Source organism: Streptomyces sp. NPDC047043, assembly GCF_040644055.1.
Classification (GTDB): Bacteria; Actinomycetota; Actinomycetes; order Streptomycetales; family Streptomycetaceae; genus Streptomyces.
Genome location: NZ_JBEYVO010000014.1, coordinates 198,463 through 212,544, shown reverse-complemented (window position 1 = coordinate 212,544; position 14,082 = coordinate 198,463). Strand labels below are relative to the sequence as shown.

General features: G+C 70.7%; 13 protein-coding genes. 7 read left to right on the top strand and 6 right to left on the bottom strand.

Annotated elements, in window-relative coordinates; all coding sequences use genetic code 11:
* Positions 1-19: 19 nt before the first annotated feature.
* From ABZ880_RS23450 to ABZ880_RS23440, 3 genes are all read right to left on the bottom strand, one after another.
* Positions 20-661, bottom strand: coding sequence for a TetR family transcriptional regulator (locus tag ABZ880_RS23450; protein ID WP_361266139.1), 642 nt, complete (start codon positions 659-661; stop codon positions 20-22).
* Positions 658-2,211, bottom strand: coding sequence for a DHA2 family efflux MFS transporter permease subunit (locus ABZ880_RS23445; protein ID WP_361266137.1), 1,554 nt, complete (start codon positions 2,209-2,211; stop codon positions 658-660). The genes ABZ880_RS23450 and ABZ880_RS23445 overlap by 4 nt, the downstream gene beginning before the upstream one ends.
* Positions 2,212-2,324: 113 nt before the next feature.
* A complete protein-coding gene (locus tag ABZ880_RS23440) occupies positions 2,325-3,068 on the bottom strand; it encodes a hemolysin III family protein (RefSeq protein WP_361266135.1) in 744 nt (247 codons plus the stop codon).
* A 342-nt stretch (positions 3,069-3,410) separates the two neighbouring features.
* Here ABZ880_RS23440 and ABZ880_RS23435 point away from each other — a divergent pair, with 342 nt between their 5' ends.
* The 7 genes from ABZ880_RS23435 (at position 3,411) to ABZ880_RS23405 (ending at position 10,742) form a co-directional block, all read left to right on the top strand.
* Complete coding sequence (locus tag ABZ880_RS23435) at positions 3,411-5,234, top strand: phosphoenolpyruvate carboxykinase (GTP) (RefSeq protein WP_361266133.1); 1,824 nt, start codon at positions 3,411-3,413, stop codon at positions 5,232-5,234.
* A 283-nt stretch (positions 5,235-5,517) separates the two neighbouring features.
* Positions 5,518-6,504 (top strand): serine/threonine-protein kinase, encoded by a 987-nt coding sequence (locus ABZ880_RS23430; RefSeq protein WP_361266131.1) that lies wholly within the window; start codon positions 5,518-5,520, stop codon positions 6,502-6,504.
* A 157-nt stretch (positions 6,505-6,661) separates the two neighbouring features.
* Positions 6,662-6,946: a hypothetical protein gene (locus ABZ880_RS23425; protein WP_361266129.1), complete on the top strand. Its 285-nt coding sequence runs from the start codon at positions 6,662-6,664 to the stop codon at positions 6,944-6,946.
* Between the two features lie 116 nt (positions 6,947-7,062).
* Entirely contained in the window at positions 7,063-7,992 is a 930-nt protein-coding gene (locus tag ABZ880_RS23420) for a hypothetical protein (RefSeq protein WP_361266128.1), read from the top strand.
* 24 nt (positions 7,993-8,016) lie between these two features.
* On the top strand, positions 8,017-8,778 hold the full coding sequence (locus ABZ880_RS23415; RefSeq protein ID WP_361266126.1) for a hypothetical protein: 762 nt from the start codon (positions 8,017-8,019) through the stop codon (positions 8,776-8,778).
* A gap of 3 nt (positions 8,779-8,781) precedes the next feature.
* Positions 8,782-9,579, top strand: coding sequence for a PP2C family serine/threonine-protein phosphatase (locus tag ABZ880_RS23410; RefSeq protein WP_361266124.1), 798 nt, complete (start codon positions 8,782-8,784; stop codon positions 9,577-9,579).
* Positions 9,576-10,742 (top strand): hypothetical protein, encoded by a 1,167-nt coding sequence (locus ABZ880_RS23405; RefSeq protein ID WP_361266122.1) that lies wholly within the window; start codon positions 9,576-9,578, stop codon positions 10,740-10,742. Before ABZ880_RS23410 ends, ABZ880_RS23405 begins: the two co-directional genes overlap by 4 nt.
* Before the next feature lie 2 nt (positions 10,743-10,744).
* Here the strand turns inward: ABZ880_RS23405 and ABZ880_RS23400 are convergent, their stop codons facing one another.
* The 3 genes from ABZ880_RS23400 to ABZ880_RS23390 are packed head-to-tail and all read right to left on the bottom strand — an operon-like array spanning position 10,745 to position 14,080.
* Positions 10,745-11,344, bottom strand: coding sequence for a hypothetical protein (locus tag ABZ880_RS23400; protein WP_361266120.1), 600 nt, complete (start codon positions 11,342-11,344; stop codon positions 10,745-10,747).
* Entirely contained in the window at positions 11,331-12,872 is a 1,542-nt protein-coding gene (locus ABZ880_RS23395) for a VWA domain-containing protein (protein WP_361266119.1), read from the bottom strand. The genes ABZ880_RS23400 and ABZ880_RS23395 overlap by 14 nt, the downstream gene beginning before the upstream one ends.
* On the bottom strand, positions 12,869-14,080 hold the full coding sequence (locus ABZ880_RS23390) for a toxic anion resistance protein (RefSeq protein ID WP_361266117.1): 1,212 nt from the start codon (positions 14,078-14,080) through the stop codon (positions 12,869-12,871). Before ABZ880_RS23390 ends, ABZ880_RS23395 begins: the two co-directional genes overlap by 4 nt.
* Between the last annotated feature and the right edge of the window lie 2 nt (positions 14,081-14,082).

Genomic DNA, 14,082 nt, shown 5'->3' with positions numbered 1-14,082 from the left:
ACGGGAGAGAACGGCGGGCTCAGGGCTTTTCGGTGGGGAGGCCGTGTTCCAGGACGTCCAGGGCCTGGTGCATGAGGTCCTTCAGGTCGCCCTTGAAGTCGTTCTCCGCCCAGTACATGGAGACCTCCATCAGGCCGCCGATCAGGGACATCGCGTAGACGCGGACCCTGAGGTCGTCCGGCGCCAGGCCGAAGTGGTCGGCGATCGCCCCGCACAGCATGCGCCCGGTCTCCGACATGCTCTCGAACATCCGGGAGCGGACGGCGGGGACCTGGACCCCGAGATGCGCGCGCATCTTGATCATCTCGGGGTCTTCCGCAGCGGTCAGTTCGATCGCCTTCTGCATGATGTGCCGCAGCGAGTCCATCCACGGCTCCCCGGCGGGCCGTGCGCGCAACTCCTCCACCATCAGCGGGTCGTACTCGTCCGTGAGGACGATGTCCTCCTTGGTCGGGAAGTACCGGAAGACGGTCGACGGCGACACCTCCGCCCGCTCGGCGATCTGCTCGATCGTCGTGGCGTCGTACCCCTGCTCCTTGATCAGTGCGTACGTCGCCGAGCGGATCGCCTCGCGGGTCTTGATCTTCTTGCGCTCGCGCAGGCCCAGTCCGGGGCGGTCGGCGGGGGAGAGGGGGGAACGTGCGGCCGTCATGCTGGTCATTGTCGGGCATCCGCCTGCTCGGCGGCCATGTCCGGGGCCTGCGGCGGCGACACGGCCGCCCGTGCGGGCTGCGTACCCGGCAGGAACGCCGCCGCCAGCAGCGCCGATACGAGCGCCGCGGCCCCGCACACCAGCAGCACCAGGCCCATGCCGTGGACGTACGAGCTGTTCGCGGAGGCGGCCAGCTGGGCGGAGTGCGCCTTCTCGGCGACGATGTGCGCCGCGACCACCGAGTCCCCGGCGGTGTCGGCGGCCCTGGCGGGCAGCCCGGCGACGTCGAGCCGGTCGCGGAAGGTGCTCGCGAGCAGGCTGCCGAGCAGGGCGATGCCGATCGCGCCGCCGACCTGGCGCAGCGTCATCAGCAGTCCGGAGCCGCTGCCGGCGCGGTCGCGGGGCAGGGCGCCGAGCGCGCCGCTCATGGCCGGCATGAGCGAGAAGCCGAAGCCGAGACCGGTGATCGAGAGCCACAGCGCGGTGAAGCCGTACCCGGAGTCGACCGTCGTACGGCTGCCGAGGAGCGCGGCGAAGGCCAGCGCCACCAGACCCGCGCTCACCGCGGCCCGGGCGCCGAACCGGGCGGCGACCTGCGGGGCTGTCCGGGAGGCGACCAGGATGCCGCCCATCATCGGCAGCAGCCGCACGCCGGTGCCGAAGGCGTCGTTGCCGAGGACGGCCTGGAGGTAGGGCGGCAGCACGAACAGCAGGCCGGACAGGACGAACATGACCAGGGTCGCGGCGATCGTGTTGAAGAGGAAGCCGCGGTGGGCGAGGAGGGCCATGTCGAGCATCGGGCGCTCGACCCGGCGTTCGCGCAGGACCAGGGCGGTGATGAGGACGACGGCTGCCGTGAGCATGGCCAGGACCAGCGGGTCGCCCCAGCCGCGGGTGGGCGCCTCGATGATCGCGTAGACCAGGGCGCCGAGGCCGGTCGCGGTGAGTGCGGTGGAGACGATGTCGACCTCGGGGGAGGCGGGGTCGCGGGTCTCGGGGAGCAGGAAGACGCAGGCGGCGATGCCGATCGCGGCCATCGGGACGTTGACCAGGAAGACCGAGCCCCACCAGAAGTGGTTCAGCAGCCAGCCGCCGATGATCGGGCCGAGCGGCAGGCCGAGCGCGGAGGCGGCGGAGACGATGGCGGTGGCCTTGGGCTGCTCGTCGCGGGCGAACAGCGTGGGCACGACGGAGAGCGCGAGCGGGGTGACCAGCGCCGCCCCGACGCCCATCAGTGCGCGGGCGGCGATGACCCAGTTCACGTCCCCGGCCAGTGCGCCCGCCAGCGAACCGGCGAGGAAGACCGCGAGGCCCACGATCAGCATCAGCCGCCGTCCGAAGCGGTCGCCGAGCAATCCGGCGGGGAGCATCAGCGCCGCGAAGACGACGACGTACGCGTCCGCCATCCACTGCTGCTGGCCGGTGGTGGCGCCGAGGTCGCCGGCCATCGTCGGCAGCGCCACGTTGAGGATCGTCGTGTCGAAGCCGAGGGTCAGCATGCTCGCGACGAGGGCGCCGAGAGCCCACCAGCGGCGGGGGTCTGGAGTGATGGTTTCCATGAAATGAGAGTAGCTCTCAAAAACTAGTTACTGTCAATAGGTATCGACTTTCGGAAGGTTTGAGGCATGCAAAAAGGGCCACGGAAGCCGTGGCCCTTCAGGGGTGGGTGGTGCTACGCGTGCTGGTACGCGACCAGTGAGATTCCCACGTAGTGGACGACGAACGCCGCCAGCGTGAACGAGTGGAAGACCTCGTGGAAGCCGAACCAGCGCGGTGACGGGTTCGGCCGCTTGATGCCGTAGATCACGCCGCCCGCGCTGTAGAGGAGGCCGCCGACGATGACCAGGACCAGCACCGCGATGCCGCCGGTGCGCATGAAGTCCGGCAGGAAGAAGACCGCCGCCCAGCCCATCGCGATGTAGCAGGGGGTGTAGAGCCAGCGCGGGGCGCCGACCCAGAAGACCCGGAAGACGATTCCGGCCGCCGCGGCCCCCCAGATGCCCCAGAGCAGCCACTGACCCTTCGCGCCCGGCAGGAGCAGCATCGTCAGCGGGGTGTAGGTGCCCGCGATGATCAGGAAGATGTTGGCGTGATCCAGCCTGCGCAGGACGCCGTCCATGCGCGGGCTCCAGTTGCCCCGGTGGTACAGCGCGCTCACGCCGAACAGCAGGCAGGCCGTCAGAGCGAAGATCCCGCAGGCGATGCGCCCTCTGGTCGAGTCCGCGAGGGCGGTGAGCACCAGGCCCGAGATCAGCGCGGCCGGAAACATGCCGAGGTGCAGCCAGCCGCGCAGCTTCGGCTTGATCGGCTCGGCGAGCTGCTGGGCGTGCTGTTTTATCTGGTGCGGCAGGGAGGACGCGGGACCGCGGCCGGCGGCCGGTGTGTCCGTGGGCGCGTCGGGGACGGGCGCAGTCATGCCCGGCATCGTACCTACGGAACCGTAAGTTGCGGATGAGTGCGGCCTGAGAACCGGCCAAGAGTGGCCATCATCTCACGGGAGTTGACACTCGGGCCTACCGCGCCAAGGGGCGGTCACTTGAACCCTACGTGCACGCAAATAAACGTTCCGCGCACAAAAAGCACGTGGCGATCCTCACTCCGCTCACCTGTGAGGCCCTCTGGACAGATGGGCGCTCACGTCGGATGATCAAATGAGTGCGGTCGGCACCGGATGAGCGCTGAAGATCCAGCCACGGAGCATCCGGGCCGCAGCCCCCACGGGGCCTCCAAAACAAAAATCCCTCATTTAGGAGCAATCGTGGCGCGCGACATCGCGGCTCCCCCCGTCATCCCCACCAACCATCAGGAACTGATCTCGTGGGTGAACGAGATCGCGGAACTGACCCAGCCGGACAGCGTGGTCTGGTGTGACGGATCCGAGGCCGAGTACGAGCGCCTCAGCGAGGAGCTCGTCGCGAAGGGCACCTTCCGGAAGCTCGACCCGATCAAGCGCCCCAACTCGTACTACGCCGCTTCCGACCCGACCGATGTCGCGCGGGTCGAGGACCGGACGTTCATCTGCTCCGAGCAGGAGGAGGACGCGGGCCCGACGAACCACTGGAAGGCTCCCGCCGAGATGCGGGAGATCTTCGCCGGTGAGCAGGGCATCTTCCGCGGCTCGATGAAGGGCCGGACGATGTACGTCGTCCCGTTCTGCATGGGCCCCCTCGGCTCGGACCTCTCCGCGATCGGCGTCGAGATCACCGACTCCGCCTATGTCGCGGTCTCCATGCGGACGATGACGCGCATGGGTCAGCCGGTCCTGGACGAGCTCGGCTCCGACGGCTTCTTCGTGAAGGCCGTCCACACGCTCGGCGCCCCGCTGGCGGAGGGCGAGGCCGACGTCCCGTGGCCGTGCAACTCCACCAAGTACATCTCGCACTTCCCCGAGAGTCGCGAGATCTGGTCCTACGGCTCCGGCTACGGCGGCAACGCACTGCTCGGCAAGAAGTGCTACGCCCTGCGCATCGCCTCGGTGATGGCGCGGGACGAGGGCTGGCTGGCCGAGCACATGCTGATCCTCAAACTGACGCCGCCGCAGGGCGAGTCGAAGTACGTCGCCGCCGCCTTCCCGAGCGCCTGCGGCAAGACCAACCTCGCCATGCTGGAGCCCACGATCTCCGGCTGGACGGTCGAGACGATCGGCGACGACATCGCCTGGATGCGCTTCGGCGAGGACGGCCGCCTCTACGCCATCAACCCCGAGGCCGGCTTCTTCGGCGTCGCGCCCGGCACGGGTGAGCACACCAACGCCAACGCGATGAAGACGCTGTGGGGCAACTCGGTCTTCACCAACGTGGCGCTGACCGACGACAACGACATCTGGTGGGAGGGCATGACGGAGGAGACTCCGGCTCACCTGACGGACTGGAAGGGCAACTCCTGGACGCCGGCGTCCGAGACCCCGGCCGCCCACCCCAACGCCCGCTTCACCACCCCCGCCGCGCAGTGCCCGATCATCGCGCCCGAGTGGGAGGACCCGAAGGGTGTGCCGATCTCGGCGATCCTCTTCGGCGGCCGCCGCGCCACCGCGGTGCCGCTGGTGACGGAGTCCTTCGACTGGAACCACGGCGTGTTCCTCGGCGCCAACGTCGCGTCGGAGAAGACCGCCGCCGCCGAGGGCAAGGTCGGCGAGCTGCGCCGCGACCCCTTCGCCATGCTGCCGTTCTGCGGCTACAACATGGGCGACTACATGGGCCACTGGATCGACGTCGCCAAGGGCAAGGACCAGTCGAAGCTCCCGAAGATCTACTACGTCAACTGGTTCCGCAAGAACGACGCGGGCAAGTTCGTCTGGCCCGGCTTCGGCGAGAACAGCCGTGTCCTGAAGTGGATCGTCGACCGCCTCGACGGCAGGGCCGAGGGCGTCGAGACCCCGATCGGCATCCTGCCGGCCAAGGGCGCCCTCGACACCAAGGGCCTCGAACTGTCCGAGTCCGATCTGGACTTCCTGCTCACGGTCGACAAGGAGGTCTGGCGCGAGGAGGCCGCCCTGGTCCCCGAGCACCTCAACACCTTCGGCGACCACACCCCGAAGGAACTGTGGGACGAGTACCGCGCGCTGGTGCAGCGCCTGGGCTGAGCCCCGCCCTTCGAGAAAGCTCCGCGGCCGGCGGTGGGGGAATGCCCTGACCAGTGATCGTCACGGCCGGTCGCGGTGACAGCCGACGAGGTTCCGTACAACGGCGTGCGGGGCTCTGGGCCTGTCGTCGTATTCCCGTCCGCCCCGACGGGAAGGCGACGACAGGCCTTCGTCCTTTTCAGGCAGCGGCTATGTACCTTTTCCGCCATCGCCTCTGTGCGGACCGGGATTTCGCGGGACACTCGGGACATCCTGCAACGAACCCCGAAAAGAGGTGAGCGGGGTGCGCACACCGGTCAGCGATCCGATGAAGGTGGGGCCGTACCGCATCGTCGGACGGCTCGGCTCCGGCGGCATGGGCTGGGTGTATCTCGGCCGTTCGCCCGCCGGGCGCGAGGTGGCGGTGAAGGTCGTGCGCCCCGAACTGGCCGCCGAGCCCGAGTTCCGGGAGCGCTTCGCCCGCGAGGTCGCGGCCGCCCGCGTCGTCAGCGGCGCCTACACCGCGGCGGTCGTCGACGCCGACACCGAGGCCGAACTGCCCTGGCTGGCCACGATGTACGTACCCGGCCCCTCGCTCGCGGAGGCGGTCCGCACGGACGGGCCGCTGCCCGAGGAGCAGGTACGCCGGCTCGGCGCGTTCCTGGTCGAGGCGCTGCAGGCCGTGCACGCCGCCGGAGTGGTGCACCGGGACCTCAAGCCGTCCAACGTGCTGCTGGCGTCCGACGGGCCGCGCGTTATCGACTTCGGGATCTCCCGCGTCGACGGAGCGCCCGGCCTCACCCGGGCCGGCCTCATCGTCGGCACCCCGCCCTACATGTCGCCCGAGCAGATGAAGGGGGCGCAGGCCGGCCCGCCCAGCGACGTGTTCTCCCTCGGCGGGGTCCTGGTCTACGCCCTGTCGGGACGGCCGCCGCACGGGACGGGGGAGTCGGTGCGCTACCGGGTCGTGTTCGGCGAGCCGCATCTGGGCGCCGTACCGCCCGGCCTGCGGCCGCTGGTCTCGCGCTGTCTGGCCAAGCGGCCCGAGGACCGGCCCCGGCTCGAGGAGCTGCTGGCCGAACTGGTCGCCGAGACCCCGCAGCAGCCGTCGTGGCCGCCGCCCAAGGTGAGACGGACCATCGAGATCCGTGTCAGCGAACTGGCGGCCCGCCGCGCGGCCGGTACGGGTGTGTCCGTGCCCTCCTGTCTGATGCTGCACGCCCAGGCCCTGCTGGACGCCGGCCTGACCGACGCGATGGTCGCCCGGGCGGTGGGCCGTGGCACCGTCTGAGTCGCCTCCCGGCGCCGTCCTCGAAATCGGTACGCACTGGCGGCAGTTGGTGCGGAAATGGGGGGCCGAGCGGAATTACCGTGCCGTGACGGAGACGGATTCCGTGTCCCTGCAATTCGATCTCGAGGAAACGGGCCGAGTGCTCACGGTCCGATTCATGACCACCAAGCGGCTGCTCGTCGCCTTCGTCACGGACGGTCATTTCCTGCGCCACGACCAACTGGCCGTCGCCGCGGCGGCGTCGAACGCGTGGAACACGGAACAGCTGAATCCCATGCTCTCGGTGTGGGACGTCCGGGGGCCGCAGCCCTGTCTCGCCGGGGTGTGCGACCTGCCGCTGACCTGCCGGGTCACCCAGGCGGACTTCGATGCCCTGGCCAGTGACTGGGTGGAACGGGCGCGGCAGATGTTCACCCGTTGCCATCAGGTTTTCCAGCTGTAGAAGTGAATTGTGTGAGGGCCTTCAACCCCTTTCGGGTAAGGCCCTGTTGCCTCCACTATGGGCGAGGGCTGTTTTCGGGCCACGGGGGGTGTGGCTTCCGGCCACAGGGGGTGCCCATGAGGCGTTCGCTCGCTTTCACCGTGCTTTTCGGGGTGCTCACGGCCCTGCTCTCCGCAGTGCCCGCGAGTGCGGACGGTTCGTGCGACGGGGCATTCCCCGCCAGGCTGGGCTGCTGGTCCGGCCCGCTCGGCAGGGACACCGTCACCATCACCCTCGATCACGCACTGGCGCTTGACGGCTCCAGGTCCGACCGCGACAAGGTCATCGCCCTCGCCGCGAAACAGCGCGGGCACCTGGAGGTCCAGGTGCCGGCCGGTGTCTCCACGGGCGAGGGCGGGACGGTACTGCTCGTGCTGGCCGCACACCGGCTCGTCCACCCGGAGGCCAGGATCGACCGACTGTCGCGGGAGACGGTCAAGGAGCTGACGGACAACGCTCTGTGCACCGGAACCAACAAGGACCTGTGCGAACTGGTGGGGCCGGGCAAGCAGGGGCTGACCGGACAGGCGCTGATCGACAAGAAGCAGGCCACCGGGCACTTCGGATACGTCGCCGACACCCCCGGCGGCAGGGACGGCCCCGAGACATGGCTTCTTTTCGCCACCGCCACTCTCCTGGTCCTCCTCCTCGCCGCCCTCGTGTACGCCGTCCGCCGCTCCCGCGCACCGCGCGCCGTCCTCGCCGCCCCCGGCATCGGCCCCCTGCCGGCCACCGACGACCCCAGCGCGCGCCTGCGCACCACCGCGTCCCGCACCGCGGCGCGAACAGGGCCCGCCAGGTCCGCCCTCGTACGCACCGAGCTGCATCCCCAGGGATACGTCGAGCTCGACCGCGTCCTGTACCGGGCGGTGTGGGCGCAGCCCGGCCGGCCCGCGCCCGCTCCCGGCTCACACGTCGACGTCACCGACCCCGCGGAAACCGACTCCGACGTCCTGTACGCCTTCCCGCCCGCCGCCGGACGGCACGCGCACGCCCACGCCCGTTGACGCACCGGTCCACCAGGAGACGCCATGTCCAGCGAATACCCGCCCACCCTGCCGGCGGAGTACGCCGACATCGAGTTCGAGAACAACGCCCAGCGCCTGCCGCTGGTGCTGTGCCTCGACACCTCCAGCTCCATGGCGGGACAGCCGATCCAGACGCTCAACAACGCCCTCGTGGACTGGACCCGCGAACTGCACGACGACGTCGCCCTCAGCTACAGCGTCGAGGTCGCCCTGGTCACCTTCGGCGGCCGCGGCGTCGCCGCCTGGCGCGGCCCCCAGCTCCTCGCCCCCGGAGCCAGGCTGAGCCCCTTCGTGCCGGCCCACATGTTCCGGCCGCCGCAGCTCGCCGCCTCCGGGGTGACCCTGATGACGGAGGCCCTGGAGCTGTCGATGCACATCGTCGCCGCCCGCAAGGCCGAGCTGCGGGCCTCCGGGCTGCAGTACTACCGGCCGCAGATCTGCCTGGTCACCGACGGCATCCCGACCGACGCCACGGGCCATCTCACCGACTCCTGGCACCGGTTGATCCCCGTGCTCGACGAGGAGCAGCGCGCCCGGCGCTTCCGGCTGTACGCGATCGGCGTCGGCGGCATCACCGACACCGGCGAGCAGGTCCTCAGGGCCTTCGCGCCGACCTTCAACGCCAGGATCCAGGGATTCCCGTTCCGTGAACTGCTGCAGATGATGTCCGCCAGCGCGAACGCCGAGCAGAAGGGCGCCGGCGACGAGGTCTTCGAGAAGATCTTCAGCCAGTTCAAGACCCAGCGTCCGGCGTGGGAGAGCTAGGCGATGGGCGCGGGCCGGGCCGGCTGGCGGATCCACGGCCTGAGCGTCGAGGGCTACCGGCACCGCCGGGACGGTCTGCCCTGCCAGGACGCGTGCGCGCACACCGAGTCGGGGCCTGTCGCCGTCCTCACCGTCGCGGACGGCGCCGGCAGCCGGCCGCGCTCCGACGAGGGCTCCCGGCTCGCGGTGGAGCTGGCCGCCGAGCACTTCGTACGGCGGGCCGCGGCGGCCGTCGACAGTCCGCCCGGCGCCGCCGTGCACGACCTGCTGACGGAGGCCTACCACGACGTCACCAAGGTGTTCCTGGACACCACGGGGCCGTCGGCAGGCGACTTCGCGACCACCCTCACCGTCGTCGTCCTGGCCCCCGGCTGGCTCGGCCACCTCACGGTAGGGGACGGCTTCGTCGTACTGCGCGCCGGAGTCGAGGACGGCGAGCGGCAGTTCCATATGCTGCCGCAGCCCGCGGCCGCCAGCGAGTACAGCAACGAGACGGTCTTCCTCACCTCGCCGGACGCGGCCCGCTGGGTGCACACCGACTGTGTGTCCGACGCGGGGATCGACGGCGTGCTGCTGTCCACCGACGGACTCGCACAGGCCGCGCTCTCCCGGTCCGCAGACGGGGCGCCGACACCGAACGCCTCCTTCGCCGACGCCGTCTTCCGCTCCCTCGACGCCCCCGGACCGGTCTCCGACACCGCCCACGAGAACCTGGCCGCACTGCTCAGATCGGACCGGCTGACCGCGCTGAACGCCGACGACAAGACGCTGCTGCGGGCCGTACGGCAGGTGCGGCCATGAGCGGCCGGGTCGTGCACCTGGACGGGAAACCGGTCGTGCTCGCGCAGCTCCCGCTGAAGGGCGGCGGCCAGGCGGCCGTCTTCCCGGTCGAGGGCGACCACGCGACGGTCGTCAAGCTCTACCGCGACCCGCCGGGCCCCGACCAGGAGCGCCGCCTGGCCCGCATGCTCACCATGTCCCCGCTCGCCGCCCGCCCCACAGACCGCTCCCAGCCGCCCGAACTGGCCTGGCCCACCGCGCTCGCCCGCAGCCCCGAGGGCGAGTTCCTCGGGTACGCCATGCACCGCTTCGGCGAGCCCGAACACGTCCAGCTGGTCGGCCTGTTCACCCGCGCCCAGCGCCTCAGGCTCTTCCCCGAGGCGGACTGGCGCTTCCTGCTCGGCGTCTCCTGGAACCTCGCCTTCATGACCGCGCGCCTGCACTACGACAGCCTCGTCGTCGGCGACTTCTCCAGCAGCAACGTCGTCGTCGACGCCAACGGCTTCGTCACCTTCCTCGACTGCGACTCCATCGCCTTCACCGACCCGGTCACGGGCGAGCCCTTCCCGTGCCTGATGCACACCACCGACTACTCCGCCCCCGAGCGGCAGTCGGGCGGCCCCGCCACCCGGGCCAGCGACGACTTCGCCCTCGCGGTGCTCGTCTACCAGCTGCTGACGGCCGGCAACCATCCCTTCGGGGGCGTCCCGCACGACAGCGCCTCCGAGTCGACGGTCAAGGACAACATCGCCGCCAGCGTCTCCTACGTGGTCCGTCCGGAACTGGTCGTCGTCCCGCGCGGCACCGTCGACCCGTCCGTTCTGCCGCCCGACCTGCTCGCCCTGGCCCGCGCGGCCTTCGGACCCGGCGTGCACGCCCCTGCCGCACGCCCCCCGGCGGAGGCCTGGCTGCGCGCCCTCGACAAGGAGCGCGCCCAGATACGGATGTGCCAGGCACGGCCCCTGCACGCGTACGGCTCCCATCTGCCGTCCTGCCCGTGGTGCGCCCGGGCCGCCCGCACGGGGCACGACGTGTTCAACATGCCGCGGCCCGTATCGGTGCCGATGCCGGCCACGCCACCGCAACCGCCGCCGACCGTCCGCCGGTTCGGGCCGCTGAAGGTGGCGCTTCTGCTGATCGCGTTGCTGGTGATCATCGTGATCGTGGCCGGCCTCCGACCCTGAGGTCAGTTCGCCCGCCCCCGGTCCTCCAGATACCGCGTGTGCGACTCCTGCCGCCGCTCCTCCGTCTCCCGAAGAGCGGTGGCCACCCGCTTCAACTCCTCGTGCACGAGCGAGAGTTGCCGCTCCAGATGACGCTCCGGCGGCTCCTGCCCGGGCGCCAGCCGCGTCCACCAGCGCGTGCGTACGAAGGTGTCGACGGCCTCGGGCACGTCCTGCCGCACGGCCCGCGCGAGGACGTGCAGCCCCTCCGGGTCCTGGGCGAGGAGCTCGGCGGCCCAGCCCGGGTCCAGCAGCCCCGACAGCAGTTCGTGGAGCTGGGTGAGCCAACCCGCGGCCACCGGCGGCACCTCCACGTCCGCCAGATACGCGCCCAGCCGCCCGAAGTCGCCGCGCAGCTCGTCGAGTTGGGCGGACGGGTCCGGGAAGTCCGGCAGCGGCGGCCGCTCCGGCGGAGCGATCAGCGCGCCCGCGCCGTACAGCCCCGCCACCACGACGGGCCAGTACGGCCCCGCGACGCCGGTGAAGGTGAGCACGAGCCCGGCGAGCCCGCACGCGCTGCCCGCGATGTTCTTGCGGGACTCGAGGTACTTACTGATAGCCACGGATCTCCTCGAAGGCGCCGTCCAGCGAGCCCTTCTGGGCGTCGAAGAGGCGGCCGCCGGTCAGGTCGGCGATGTGCGCCAGCTCCCCCCGGTCGGAGTCGCCGAAGAGGATCGGGAAGACCGGGATCTCCCGCTGACCGGCGCCGAGCCCGCGGTAGAAGGCGTCGAACTCCCCGGCCTTCGCGCCCGTCGTGTTCTCGCCGTCCGTCATCAGCACGATCGACGTGAACGTGTCGGGATCGGTGCCGAGACGCTCGTACGCCTTCTCCAGCGAGGTGTAGATGGCGGTGTCGCCGTCGGCGCCGAGCGCTCCGGTGTCCTTGCGGATGCCGTCCAGCCCGGCGTCCGGGTCCACCGGGTCGACCACATGCGTCCGTACGCTCTTCACGCCCGACCCGAACGGCATCAGCGTCACCTCCTCGCGTTCGCGGAAGTCGGCGGTGAGGTCACCCAGGGCCTTCTTCAGCCGGTCGAGGCGGTCGCCCCGCATCGAGCCCGAGGTGTCGAGGACGTAGACGGTCCGGGACGGGCGGCGCAGCTCGTTCTCGTACGAGTCGAGCAGTCCGTCGGCGACGGAACGGCTGCCGGGGAAGGGGAGTTCGCGGCGCCGCGTGGTGTCGAGACCGGCCGCGGGCGGCACGGAGGGGATCACCGGGCGGCGGTGGGTGCGCCGGGTGATCTCCCGCTGGATCTTCGGCGTGCGCAGGGCCTCGGCCAGGCGGCGGACGTCCTCGCGGGTCGTGGTGTCCGTGGCGGCGAGCGAGGAGAGCGGGTAGTCGGCGGTGACCACGCCGTCCTTGGGGCGGATCACGGTCAGGCCCGGGATGCCCTTGAGGACGGACTCGTAGTTGAGGAGCGCGTCGACGTTGCCGCGCCTCCGGTACGCCGTCGCCAGCCAGCCCGACGACCCCGAGGTCAGCTGCTGCCCCTTGAAGAACTCCTTCAGCCGGGGCCTGGCCTTCGCGATGTCCGCATCGGTGAGCGCCGACTGAGCGCCGGAGAGGGCGGAGGCGACCGAAACCAGCGTGGAGAAGCCGGAGTTGGAGCGGGCCGGGTCGGTCATGCCGTATGTCAGCCCGCCGTTCTGCACGGCCTGCTCGACCTGCGACCAGGTGACGTCGGCCGGCTTCCAGCCGAGCGCCTTCACGGTGGCCGTTCTGACTCCGATGGCAACCGGGCTCGACATGATGGGGGTCTCGGAGACGACCTTCTTCGCCACCTCCGGCCGCAGCCGCAGATAGTCGTCCGACGACAGCCACACGGCGTCGAACCGCCCGTCGGCCTTCCCTGCCGCGAGCAGGTTCACGGCGTCAAGGGTGCCCATGTAGGTGGGCCGCACCGTGAGGCCGGTGTCCCCCCGGACCTCTTCCAGGACGGGCGCCATGTCCGCGAGCTCGCTGGAGGCGAGGATGCGCAGGGTGCCGGGTGTGGGGGCGGCGGGGTCCGCCGGCTGCTCCCGCTGCGCCGCCGTGCAGGCGGTGAGGAGAGCGGTCGCCGAGACGGCGACAGCCACGAGGGTCCGTCTCACGCGAGGCCCCCTTCCAGCGCGCCCCGCGACCGGCTGCGGTCCAAGTACGCGCTCGCTTGCTGCAGTTCGGCCGTCAGGGACTCGACGGTCGTCGCCATCGCCTCGTTCGCCTGGACCTTGTACGTGTCGATCGCGTCCAGCGTGCGGTAGATCTGCTGGAAGGCGGAGCGCAGGGTCTCGGCGCCCACGGCCGGGTCGGCGGCGATCCGCTGGATCTCCCCGCTCTGCGTGGCGAGCATCTCGGCGTTGCCCCGGATCAGGTCCTCGGTCGTGCCCCGCAGGGCGTTGACCTGGTCGACGACCTTCTTCTGGTTGTCGAGCGCGGAGGCCAGCATCACGGAGATGCGCAGGGCCGAGACGGTCGTGGTGGCCGCGCGGTCGACGCCCTTGATCAGCTCGTCGTTGTTGCGTCGTACGACGTCCATGGCGAGGTAGCCCTGGGCGCACACCGCGAGCTGGGTGAGCAGGTCCTGGTGCTTCTGCCGGACCGGGAAGAGCACGTCGGCCCGGAGCGAGTCGGCGGCCTGGGGGTCCGGGACCCCGGTGATGTGCTGCTCGACGGCCGCGTCCAGCGCCTCGGTGAGGACGACATACTCCTGGAGCTTGCCCATGGTCTCCCACAGGCGGATCCGCTCCGTCTGCAACGCGGCGTTGTCGCGCCGGAGTTCGTCCTGACCGCCCCGCAGCGATCCCACGATCTTGTTCAACGTCCCCTGCGCGGACGCGTACTTGGCGACGTGGTCGCGCAGCTTGTTGCCGCCCGGCAGCCAGGACAGGAACTTCCGTCCCTTGCCGGCGGGCAGGTCCCGCGGGTCCAGGTCCTCGACCACCCGCCGGAGTTCGACGAGCGAACCCGCGACCTGCGACTGCGCGTCCCCGCCCTTGCTCGGCAGCGACTTGACCGTCCGCTCCAGCATCCGGTTGGATTGCGCGGCCGCGGTGCGCATCTCACCGGCGCCGAGCGCGGTGATCTCGCCGACCTTGCCGGCGAACTCGGGCGAGCGGGCATCGAGGGCCGCGAGCCCGTCCACGTACGCTGCGGCCTTCTCCGCCATGTCCGTACGGACGCCGTCGTCGACGGGCACGAGTCCGCCGGCCTTCTCCCGCGGGACGGGCGCGACGGCCTCCGGCGGGGTGAGGGTGAAGACGTCGTCCCCGCTGAGGGTGTGCTGACTGCTGCTGTTCTGACTGGTGTTGAAGCTGGTCACAA

Excerpts from the sequence above, each read along its gene's own strand:
- ABZ880_RS23450 (WP_361266139.1), bottom strand. The coding sequence starts at position 661 with ATGACCAGCATGACGGCCGCACGTTCCCCCCTCTCCCCCGCCGACCGC.
- ABZ880_RS23445 (WP_361266137.1), bottom strand. The coding sequence starts at position 2,211 with ATGGAAACCATCACTCCAGACCCCCGCCGCTGGTGGGCTCTCGGCGCC.
- ABZ880_RS23440 (WP_361266135.1), bottom strand. The coding sequence starts at position 3,068 with ATGACTGCGCCCGTCCCCGACGCGCCCACGGACACACCGGCCGCCGGC.
- ABZ880_RS23425 (WP_361266129.1), top strand. The coding sequence starts at position 6,662 with ATGACCACCAAGCGGCTGCTCGTCGCCTTCGTCACGGACGGTCATTTC.
- ABZ880_RS23420 (WP_361266128.1), top strand. The coding sequence starts at position 7,063 with ATGAGGCGTTCGCTCGCTTTCACCGTGCTTTTCGGGGTGCTCACGGCC.
- ABZ880_RS23415 (WP_361266126.1), top strand. The coding sequence starts at position 8,017 with ATGTCCAGCGAATACCCGCCCACCCTGCCGGCGGAGTACGCCGACATC.
- ABZ880_RS23410 (WP_361266124.1), top strand. The coding sequence starts at position 8,782 with ATGGGCGCGGGCCGGGCCGGCTGGCGGATCCACGGCCTGAGCGTCGAG.
- ABZ880_RS23405 (WP_361266122.1), top strand. The coding sequence starts at position 9,576 with ATGAGCGGCCGGGTCGTGCACCTGGACGGGAAACCGGTCGTGCTCGCG.